Annotated in this window: 10 protein-coding genes; 2 read left to right on the forward strand and 8 right to left on the reverse strand. The window is 65.5% G+C overall.

All coding sequences use genetic code 11. The features are described from left to right. Positions 1–103: 103 nt before the first annotated feature. The 5 genes from ACQR3U_RS22910 to ACQR3U_RS22930 form a co-directional block, all read right to left on the reverse strand. Complete coding sequence (locus ACQR3U_RS22910; protein ID WP_230811544.1) at positions 104–1,024, reverse strand: SDR family oxidoreductase; 921 nt, start codon at positions 1,022–1,024, stop codon at positions 104–106. Positions 1,025–1,131: 107 nt separating this feature from the next. After that, positions 1,132–1,284 (reverse strand): hypothetical protein, encoded by a 153-nt coding sequence (locus ACQR3U_RS22915; RefSeq protein WP_162836411.1) that lies wholly within the window; start codon positions 1,282–1,284, stop codon positions 1,132–1,134. A gap of 242 nt (positions 1,285–1,526) precedes the next feature. Further along, positions 1,527–2,966, reverse strand: coding sequence for a sugar transferase (locus tag ACQR3U_RS22920; RefSeq protein ID WP_269066069.1), 1,440 nt, complete (start codon positions 2,964–2,966; stop codon positions 1,527–1,529). 268 nt (positions 2,967–3,234) lie between these two features. Further along, positions 3,235–5,301: a heavy metal translocating P-type ATPase gene (locus tag ACQR3U_RS22925; RefSeq protein WP_230811543.1), complete on the reverse strand. Its 2,067-nt coding sequence runs from the start codon at positions 5,299–5,301 to the stop codon at positions 3,235–3,237. Positions 5,302–5,349: 48 nt separating this feature from the next. Beyond that, on the reverse strand, positions 5,350–6,009 hold the full coding sequence (locus ACQR3U_RS22930) for a DUF305 domain-containing protein (RefSeq protein ID WP_006553069.1): 660 nt from the start codon (positions 6,007–6,009) through the stop codon (positions 5,350–5,352). 190 nt (positions 6,010–6,199) lie between these two features. On the opposite strand from ACQR3U_RS22930, the gene ACQR3U_RS22935 reads away from it, so the two are divergent. Together ACQR3U_RS22935 and ACQR3U_RS22940 are read left to right on the forward strand one after the other, a co-directional pair. Then, positions 6,200–6,886 carry a response regulator transcription factor gene (locus tag ACQR3U_RS22935; RefSeq protein WP_308251514.1) on the forward strand — a complete coding sequence of 229 codons (687 nt, stop codon included), beginning with the start codon at positions 6,200–6,202 and terminating at the stop codon, positions 6,884–6,886. Continuing rightward, positions 6,883–8,001, forward strand: coding sequence for a sensor histidine kinase (locus ACQR3U_RS22940; RefSeq protein WP_230811542.1), 1,119 nt, complete (start codon positions 6,883–6,885; stop codon positions 7,999–8,001). The genes ACQR3U_RS22935 and ACQR3U_RS22940 overlap by 4 nt, the downstream gene beginning before the upstream one ends. On the opposite strand, the gene ACQR3U_RS22945 is transcribed toward ACQR3U_RS22940, so the two are convergent. From ACQR3U_RS22945 to ACQR3U_RS22955, 3 genes are all read right to left on the reverse strand, one after another. Continuing rightward, positions 7,992–8,429 carry an SRPBCC family protein gene (locus tag ACQR3U_RS22945; RefSeq protein ID WP_230811541.1) on the reverse strand — a complete coding sequence of 146 codons (438 nt, stop codon included), beginning with the start codon at positions 8,427–8,429 and terminating at the stop codon, positions 7,992–7,994. The two genes, ACQR3U_RS22940 and ACQR3U_RS22945, sit on opposite strands and share 10 nt — an antisense overlap. 106 nt (positions 8,430–8,535) lie before the next feature. Continuing rightward, positions 8,536–9,594: an MBL fold metallo-hydrolase gene (locus tag ACQR3U_RS22950; protein WP_230811540.1), complete on the reverse strand. Its 1,059-nt coding sequence runs from the start codon at positions 9,592–9,594 to the stop codon at positions 8,536–8,538. A 170-nt stretch (positions 9,595–9,764) separates the two neighbouring features. Next, a partial coding sequence (locus ACQR3U_RS22955; RefSeq protein WP_428692117.1) for a sugar transferase occupies positions 9,765–9,927 on the reverse strand: 163 nt, incomplete at its 5' end.

Genomic DNA, 9,927 nt, shown 5'->3' on the forward strand with positions numbered 1-9,927 from the left:
GGGTCATGACGGATCGCACCAAGCAAGGTAGAAACTTAAGGAAGGCTTGGCCGGCGTAGGGGCGTCCCCCCTGCCCCCCACGACTCGTTGATTTCGGCTCGTTCTACGGCGAGGGCATACCGCCGTTGACGTGGATCGTCGCCCCCACCACATAGCTCGATTCGGGCGACGCCAGGAACACGTAGGCCGGCGCCAACTCGGTCGGCTGCCCCGCACGTCCGAGCGGAGTGTTCTGGCCGAATTCGGGCAGCTCTTCCTTCGGCTGACCGTCCGACGGTTGGAGGGGCGTCCAGATCGGTCCGGGCGCAACCGCGTTCACACGGATGCCCTTCTCCGCCAGCTGGGTCGCCATGTTCTTCGTGAAGTTGTTGATCGCGGCCTTGGTCGACGAGTAGTCGATCAACGCCGGCGACGGCTGGTACGCCACGATCGAGGTGGTGTTGATGATCGTCGAACCCGGCTGCAGGTGCTTCAACGCCGCGCGCGTGGTGCGGAACATCGCGAGGATGTTTACCTGGAAGGTCTGCTCGAGCTGATCGTCGGGCAGATCATCCAGCCCTTCGACGGCAATCTGCTTTCCGGCATTGTTGACCAGGATGTCGAGGCCGCCGAGCTGTTCGACCGCCTGGTTGACGAGGTCGGAGCAGAACGAGGCGTCCGTCAGATCACCGGGAAGCGTGATCGCCTTACGGCCGCTCTCGCTGATGATGCGAGCGACGTTCTTTGCGTCGGGTTCCTCATCCGGCAGGTACGAGATCGCGACGTCGGCGCCCTCCCGCGCGAATGCGATGGCAGTAGCAGCGCCGATGCCCGAGTCACCACCGGTGATCAGTGCCTTGCGTCCTTCGAGCCTGCCCGTGCCTCGGTACGAGAACTCGCCGATGTCGGCCTTGGGCACCATGTCGGCGTCGAGACCAGGCTCGGGCTGGTCCTGCTTCGGAGGCGAGATGGACGGATAGCGAGTAGTCGGATCCTGGAACTTCAGTTGATCGGTCTTATTGGTGTGCACGTTTTGCTCAGCCATGAGTACCGTCCTGCGAATCGATGGTTTCCGAGTTGCGTGAAAGCTCGTCGCAAATCGGCTTCCCGTCACGGACCCGTCGCAAACTCGGTCATCTGCGAGGTGAGCGGCTATCCGACGTCACGGATATCGTCCTCACCGTCCTCGTCGAGCGGCGGCGGGAGCTCGCGTTCGTCGCGGGCACGAACGACCAGACCGAAGACCACAGCGACGGCGACGGATAGCACCAGCCACGAGACGAGCAGCACAAAAACCCAGTTCACATGTCGAACAACGGTTCGCCGGACCAGAATGTTACCCGTGAGTAAGAACTCACCCGTGAATTCACCCCGCCTCGGCAATCAGATGCGCCCCGCCCACTGGAAAGTCCGGAGACGCAGAGACCCCGCCGGAAGGGCATGCGAGTAACCTTCCGGCGGGGCTCGACGTCACCGTGCAGGGGACGGCGACAGCCTGAGACACTACCGCGAAGTTGATCTTGGGGCGAGAATCGCTCGATCGAAGATCAGTACGCGCCTTCGCTGGCGACGACCGCCTTCACGGTCTTCGTGATGATCAGGACGTCGGAGACCATGGACCAGTTCTCCACATACGACAGGTCCAGACGCACCGACTCGTCCCACGACAGATCCGACCGGCCACTGACCTGCCAGAGGCCCGTGACACCGGGACGCACCAGCAGGCGACGCTTGACCCGGCCGTCATAGCTCTCCACCTCGCGACGCAGCGGCGGGCGCGGACCCACCACGCTCATCTCGCCGCGCACGACGTTGATGAACTGCGGCAGCTCGTCGATGCTGAACCGGCGCAGGACCCGGCCGACACGGGTGACGCGCGGATCCTCTCTCATCTTGAAGAGCAGGCCGGCGCCCTCGTTCTGATCGAGCAATTGGTCGACCAGCTTGTCGGCGTTCTGCACCATCGAGCGGAACTTGATCATTCCGAACGGAGTTCCGTCGAGGCCGATGCGCTCGGACCTGTAGAAGATCGGGCCGCCGTCCTCGAGCTTGATGAGCAGCGCTACGACAGCGAAGACCGGAGCAAGGCACAGCAGCGCGGCGAGCGAGAACGCCAGGTCGAACAGACGCTTCCCGCTGCGCTTGGCACCGTGATAGCTCGGCTTCTCCACATGGATCAGCGGCAAGCCGGCCACCGGGCGCATCTCGATGCGCGGACCCGCGACGTCGACGACGCCGGTCGCCACCACCAGATCGGCGCGCTCGGGTTCGAGCTGCCACAGCAGGTCGCGGATGCCCTCGTGGCCGAGCGTCTCAGTGGCGGTCACCGCCACGGTGTCGGCACCCGAGGTACGCAACGCTTCGACGACGGTGTTCTCGTCACCGTGGATCGGGATCTGCCGACCGTCCACATCGATGCTCTCGCCCGGCACACCGGAATACCGCGGCACGCACACACCCACCACGCGATAACCCTCACCGCTACGACGCTGGAACGTGCTGGCCATGTGACGAACTGCGCGAGCACCGCCCACTACCAGCACCGACGTCGTGAACTCACCCTTCCGGCGCCGACGTGCGACAGCTCGTCGCCAAACCCACCGGAAGAACAGCAGTCCCGCGAGACCCACGGGCAGAGCGATGGCGAGATAGCCGCGCGCAAGCTCCATCCGGAAGATGAGCGCCACGATGGCGACGAGGCCGAAAAGATTGAGCGTCGCCGAAACGACGCGCTGATATTCCTCGAAGCCGGCGCCGATGACCCGCCTGGAGCGGGTACGGAAAAGAGCCAGGAAAGCGATCCATGCGACGCCGAACGCAACGGAGATCAGCGTGTAACTCAGCGTTCCGACGCCGTCCATGGTGACGAGCGAATCCTGCCCGAACCGCATCACATGCGCGAGCGCAATGGCCAGCACGACGACCAGAGCGTCGGTGACGAACAGAGTGTTGACGTAGGACTTCTGCCATCCCCATCTGGTGGACATCCGAGCACCGGCCGGAACGCCGGTACTGGTGTCGATAAGCGAAAGGTCATGTGCAGCATCGTCGTTCGTGTGACGAACTGTGGTCATGACGGAAGAACCCTCATAGTGTGTCTCCTCCCCGAGACGCTTCGACGCTCGAGCACCTCCCTGCACTCGGACGTCGACAACCCCGTATATCGATGCCGCGTCCTCCGTAGCGACTCCGATACGTTATGCGATTGAGATCGTCTCACAGAAGTGTCGCTCGCGCGCGTCAACAAAAGAGAAGTTATCGGGAAACTCGTCCGTCGGTAGCGTGCCCGGGGTCGAGATCGAGGCGCCTGAGCGTCTGCGCGTTGAGCGCGACGACGATCGTCGACGCCGACATGAGCACCGCGGCCACGGCCGGCGAGATCGCGATACCGGCGAAGGCCAGCACACCGGCCGCCAACGGAACGGCGACGACGTTGTATCCGGTTGCCCACAGCAGGTTCTGCCACATCTTGCGGTAACTCGCGTGCGAGAGCTTGATGATCGACAGCACTGCTCGCGGATCGTTCGCGGCGAGGACGACACCGGCCGACTCGATCGCGACGTCCGTGCCCGCTCCGATCGCGATACCGACGTCGGCTCGCGCGAGGGCAGGCGCGTCGTTGACCCCGTCGCCGACCATTGCGACGGTGTGCCCGCGCTTCTGCAATTCGGCGACCTTCGCGTCCTTGTGTTCCGGGAGCACTTCCGCGAACACTTCGTCGATGCCGAGATCGGCGGCCACGGCGTCGGCCACCTGCTGGGCATCACCGGTGATCATCGCGACCTTCACGCCCCGCGCGTGCAGGGCGTCGACGGCCTGCCGCGATTCGTCGCGCACGGTGTCCTCGAGCGCCACGGCTCCGAGCACCCGACCGTCGGAGGCAACGTGCAGCACCGATGCACCGCGTCGCACCCACCCGTCGGTGACTGCGGCGACGTCGTCGGGCACCGACAACTGCAGGGACGACAGCATGGACGGTCCGCCGATCGTCACCTCCACACCGTCGACCAGTGCGCGCACGCCGCGGCCGGGCAACGAGCGGAAGTCCGTCACCGCCATCCGCTCGGCCGACGGCACGCGGGCATCGGCGGCGGCGACGATGGCTCGCGCGACCGGGTGCTCACTGTCGGCTTCGACCGCAGCTGCCAGGGCGAGCAGATGTTCCTCGTCGGTTCCCGCCGTCGCGACGACACCGGTGACCTGATGCTTGCCCTGCGTGAGGGTGCCGGTCTTGTCGAACAACACTGCGTCGACGGTGCGCATGCGTTCGAGTGCCAACCGATCCTTGACGAGCACACCCGCGCGAGCCGCGCGTTCGGTCGAGATTGCGATCACCAGCGGAATCGCAAGACCCAGCGCATGGGGACAGGCGATGACCAAGACGGTCACGGTACGCACCACGGCTTCGTCGAGATTGCCGAGCAACGTCCACACGACAAAGGTGAGAGCACCCGCGATCGCGGCGAAATAGAAGAGGAAGGCCGCGGCACGATCCGCCAACGCTTGCGCGCGGGACGAGGACGCCTGGGCATCAGCGACCATGCGCTGGATACCGGCCAACGCGGTGTTCTCCCCCACCGCCGTGATCCGCACCCGCAGCGCGCTGTCGGTGGCGACGGTGCCCGCGACCACAGTGTCGCCGACGTCGCGGGTGACGGTCTTGGATTCACCGGTGACCATCGACTCGTCGACCTCGGCGGTCCCGTCGATGACCGTGCCGTCGGCGGGCACGCGTGCTCCCGCGCGCACGAGCACCACGTCGCCGAGAGCCACTTCGTGCAGCGGCACCTCGACCACACCGTCGTCGGTGACCTTCTCGGCAGTGTCCGGCAGCATCGCGGCCAGTGCTTCGAGTGCACCGGACGCCGAACCCAGCGCCCGCATCTCGAGCCAGTGACCGAGCAGCATGATGACGATCAGCAGCGCCAATTCCCACCAGAAGTCCAGGTCGAAACCGCCGACCTCGAGAGTCGTGGCCCACGACGCGACGAAGGCCACCGTGATGGCCATCGCGATCAGCAGCATCATCCCCGGTCGGCGGGAACGCAGTTCGGCCCAGCCTCCGGTCAGGAACGGCACGCCGCCATAGAAGAAGATGACGGTGCCCAGCACCGGTGGGATCCACTCGGTACCCGGAACATCCGGGAGGTGGTAGCCGAAGAGCTCGGCGACCATGTGGCTGAAGACCACGACCGGCACCGACAGGATCAGACTGACCCAGAACCGTCGCCGGAACATCTCGCCGTGGGCGCCGTGTCCCGCGTGACGATCGTGACCGGCGTGCTCGTGCTCGTGCGTGTGTTCGTGCACCTGCTGGGACATCGACAGCTCCTGACTCGGCGGACGGGACGAACCTACGACGCGGATCGGCTACAGAGTGGTCAACAACTGACGCATCGTGTCGATTTCCTTCTGCTGCGTGTCGGCGATGGTGCGGGCCAGCTCGACGGTCTCGGGATACTGCCCGTCCTCGATCTCGTCCTGCGCCATCTCGATCGCTCCCTCATGGTGGACGATCATCTGCTCCAGGAACAGGCGGGCAGCGTCGACACCCTGCGCGTCGGACAGTGCCTGCATGTCCTGCTCGCTCATCATCCCGTCCATGTGCGGCATGTCGTCCATACCCGGCATGTCCGAGACAGATGGCATGCCGGACATGTGGCCGTTCATTCCAGGAGCGTCGTCACCGCGCATGGGCATGCCCCATTCCTCGAGCCATGCCTCGAACTGCTCGATCTCGGGTTGTTGCTCTGCCTTGATCTGCTCGGCCAGCGCCCTCACCGGCTCCGGGATGCCGTCCTTTGCCAGCAGCATGTCGCTCATCTCGACGGCCTGCGCATGGTGCGGGATCATCATGCGCGAGAACATAACATCGTCCTGGTCGAACCGCGCGGAGTTCGCCTCGGCGGATGTCGGGGCCGAAGTGGCGGTCGCCGTGGTTGCTTCGTCGCCACCGGAATCACTGCACGCCGACGCTGCGAACGTCACCGCCAGCGCAATCGCACCGGCAGCCAGAGTCTTCTTGTTCATGATGTCCACCCTCGCGGGTGTGCTCCCGGGATCCGATGGAGATCGCATGAAGATTTGCTCAAGATCTGCGGGCGCATCGTCAGCACCTCTGCGGGTGACGATGATGGATCCCATGCCTTCTTCTGCCCGTGTGACGGGACCTTCCGGCGGATCCGCACCCGTCCCGAGCTCGACCGCCCGGATGCGAGCCATGGTCGTCGAGGACGAGGGGTCGTTGGCGAAGCTCGTGGGTTCGTATCTCGAACGCGACGGCTTCGACGTGACGATCACCGGCGACGGGTCCGAGGCCGTGACCCTCGCGCGGCAGGTCGACCCCGACATCCTGGTGCTCGACCTCGGCCTACCCGGACTCGACGGTGTCGAGGTGTGCCGGCAGCTGCGAACCTTCTCCGACGCGTACGTCGTGATGCTCACCGCGCGCACCGAGGAAGTCGACACCCTGATCGGTCTGTCCGTCGGGGCAGACGACTACCTGACGAAGCCGTTCAGCCCGCGCGAACTCATGGCCCGCATCCAAGCGATGCTGCGTCGTCCCCGGACCACCGCGCGGGTCGTAGCGTCCGCGAGGCGGGAGGCGCGGACGTTCGGGGAGCTGTCCCTCGACGTCGACGGACGGGAGGTCGCCGTGCGCGGCACGCCGGTCGCACTCACCCGCACCGAGTTCGACGTCCTCGCTGCCCTGGCGCAGGACCCGGGAATCGTGTTCACCCGTGCTCAGCTCATCGCGGCCGTCTGGGGGCAGAATTGGGTCGGTGACGACCACCTCGTGGATGTGCACATCGGGCATCTGCGTCGCAAACTCGGCGACGACGCGAACCAGGGACGTTTCGTGCGCACCGTGCGGGGCGTCGGCTACCGGATGGGAACAGGACGATGACGTCCCACTCCCCCAGCACGACGAGTTTCGGCACCCGCCTGTTCCTCGCGCTCGTCGCCGTCGTCGTCGGATGTGCCGTCAGCGCATGGCTCGTCGCGTCCGCTCTCGCTCCCGGGATCTTCCACGACCATCTCGGACAAGCGGGGATCGATCACGATTCGAGCCAGGCCGCCCACGTCGAAGAAGCCTTCACCTGGGCCATCGTCCTCGCGTGGGGTCTGGCGGTCGCGATCGCAGTGCTGTTGGCCTCGGCGGTCAGTTGGTACATCGCGCGTCGTATCCAGCGTTCGCTCGATACGGTGACCACCTCTACCGCGCAGATCGCCGGAGGTCGCTACGACACCCGCGTCCCCAGCCCCGACCTCGGCCACGAATTCGACGAACTGGCAACCAGTTTCAACGAGCTGGCACGACGCCTCGAAGCCACCGAAATCACAAGGCGCAGAATGCTCGCCGACCTCGGACACGAAATGCGCACACCCATCGCCACACTCGACTCCTATCTGGAAGCACTCGAGGACGGCGTCCGCACTCTCGACGACGACACCCGGCAGATTCTGCGAGCCGCCACCCACCGGCTGAACCGCCTGGCACAGGACATCACCGCGGTCTCCCGGGCGGAAGAGCACCTCACCCGCATCCATCGGGTGCCCACTACCACCGGCACCCTCGTCGCCACGGCGGTCGACGCGGTGCGCGAGCAGTACGACGGCAAAGGCGTGACGTTGCAGGCCGAGGTCGTCGAATCTGCACCGGTGACGGTCGATCCCGACCGGCTCGGACAGGTGCTGGCGAACCTGCTGGACAACGCCCTACGGCACACACCGGCAGGAGGAAACGTCACCGTCGCCACTCGCATCCTGGGCCGCGGCCGAACGGAGATCACCGTGACCGACACGGGCGCCGGCATCGCGCCCGATCACCTCGACCACCTCTTCGACCGGTTCTACCGCGCGGACACCGCCCGCGACCGGAATCACGGCGGCAGCGGCATCGGCCTGACGATCGCGCGGGCACTCGTCGAAGCCCACGCCGGTCGCATCCACGCGCACAGTGACGGACCGGGCTGCGGAGCCCGGTTCACTCTGGAACTGCCGACGGCGAGTCAGGCGTAATTGGACAGGACGAACTCGGTCAGCCCCTTCCGGACCGCTTCGACCGCATGCTTCTGGCCGCGCTTGAGCACGAAGCCGGGAACCGGGACCTTCGGTTCGAGCGACATGGTGACGTGCACTCGCGTGCCGCGCTCGGTCGGTTCGAGTGCGTACTCGCCGTCCTGGCTGCGCTGCATGGAGCTCTCGACGAGAGTCCACGACGTCGAACTCTCTGTCCACGAATGCTCGATCGTCTGGGTGTCGGAGAAGCCGAGCAGCGACAGGGTCATGCGGATCCGGAGCGGCCGGCCGTCGTCGTCCCGGGTGAGCACCTCGACGCTCTTGTGCGCCGACGACCACTCGGGAATGCGCTCGACATCCTTCAGGGCGCGCATCACCTGCTCGGGTGTGGCGTCGATGTCGAAACGATCGGAGACGGTGGCCGCCATGTCTGGTCCTCCTCGTCGAAAACGCGGTACATCCACCAGATGACCCCGGATGCCCCACGACGAAACCCCGCCGACAGTGTCGGCGGGGTTCGGTCCGTGCTGTCGATCAGTTGTCGACCTGCACCTCGTCGCCGGTGATGAGGAAGGTCATCAGGTCGCTGCCGACGGTCAGCGGACCGTCGTAGTTCTCGCGGGTGCGTTCGACGAGCATCTCATCCGAGATGCCGGGGACGCGGCCCGGGATGCCGTTGACGATGTGGCTGTAGACCGCCATCTTCGGCTGGGTCTGCTCGAAGATGTCGCCGGCCTGCTGCGGGTTCGTGTGGTGCGCGTACACGCTGGGCAGCGCAGACGGATCCTCGAAGTCGGCCACCTCGTGCACCAGCACGTCGACGCCTTCGCCGAACTTCAGAACGTTCTCGGTGGGCACGGTGTCGCCGCTGATGAGTACCGACTTGCCCGCATAGTCGACGCGATAGCCGACCGCCGGCTGGATCGCACCGACCGGATCGTGCTCCACGGTGAACATCGTGACGGTGACGCCGTCCTGGTCGAAGACGACGCCGTCTTCTGCGAACTCGTGCGATTCGATCGGCGTGGTCGCGGGATCGACTTCCTTGTCCGCGACGCGCACGTCGATGTCGTTGCGGTAGGTGCTCTGCATTCCGTCGCCGATGTTCCGGACGCCGACGGGTCCGTAGAGCTGGAAGGCGCCCTCGCGCCCACCGAGTGCCGGGACGTAGCTGCTCATCCAGAGGTCGGACAGACCGTTGATGTGGTCGGAATGGAAGTGGGTGAGGAAGACGGCGTCGACCTGACCGACCGGAACGCCGGCCTGCGTCAGGCGGACTGTGGCTCCGCGCCCCGCATCGAAGACGAGGTTCAGACCGTTGGCCTGGACCAGCGTGGACATGCCGTAGCGCTCGGTACTCGGCACCGGGCTGCCCGTGCCGAGCAGCGTCACGCGCATCTCTCCCTCGGCGGGAGCGTCGGCCGCGGGGTGGGCAGAGTCCGAGGCAGAGCCGTCCGAGACCGTCGTTTCCTGGACCGTGTCCTGAACAGCGGATTCTCCGGTGCTGCAGCCTGCGAGGACGAGCGCAAGCACACCCGACCCCACTACTGCCGCAGTGCGGAGTCGGCCGAATTCGAATGAGCGTCGTGACACCGGAGGTTCCTTCCGAGGGAATCAGAACTGCACGCACTGCGTACGTCACGAACGCTGTGCGTACATACTGTGCGGGTCATCACAGCGGAAAGTCAAATCACGGTTGGGTGTCGGAGATCGAGAACGGCCCCGGAGTCGAAACCCCGAGGCCGTTCTTTTTCGAGCTTGTGTCAGTAGGCGCCGTCGCTGGCGAGCACTGCCTTGACGGTCTTACCGATGATCAACACATCGCTCACCATCGACCAGTTCTCCACATACGACAGGTCCAGGCGCACCGACTCGTCCCACGACAGATCCGAGCGGCCACTGACCTGCCACAGACCCGTCACGCCG

This window comes from Rhodococcus sp. IEGM1339 (assembly GCF_050321925.1).
GTDB lineage: Bacteria > Actinomycetota > Actinomycetes > Mycobacteriales > Mycobacteriaceae > Rhodococcus > Rhodococcus pyridinivorans.

What these genes read in the sequence shown, in the direction of transcription:
- ACQR3U_RS22935 (WP_308251514.1), top strand. Translation starts at nt 6,200, where the DNA reads ATGGTCGTCGAGGACGAGGGGTCGTTGGCGAAGCTCGTGGGTTCGTAT.
- ACQR3U_RS22910 (WP_230811544.1), bottom strand. Translation starts at nt 1,024, where the DNA reads ATGGCTGAGCAAAACGTGCACACCAATAAGACCGATCAACTGAAGTTC.
- ACQR3U_RS22920 (WP_269066069.1), bottom strand. Translation starts at nt 2,966, where the DNA reads ATGTCCACCAGATGGGGATGGCAGAAGTCCTACGTCAACACTCTGTTC.
- ACQR3U_RS22925 (WP_230811543.1), bottom strand. Translation starts at nt 5,301, where the DNA reads ATGTCCCAGCAGGTGCACGAACACACGCACGAGCACGAGCACGCCGGT.
- ACQR3U_RS22940 (WP_230811542.1), top strand. Translation starts at nt 6,883, where the DNA reads ATGACGTCCCACTCCCCCAGCACGACGAGTTTCGGCACCCGCCTGTTC.
- ACQR3U_RS22945 (WP_230811541.1), bottom strand. Translation starts at nt 8,429, where the DNA reads ATGGCGGCCACCGTCTCCGATCGTTTCGACATCGACGCCACACCCGAG.
- ACQR3U_RS22930 (WP_006553069.1), bottom strand. Translation starts at nt 6,009, where the DNA reads ATGAACAAGAAGACTCTGGCTGCCGGTGCGATTGCGCTGGCGGTGACG.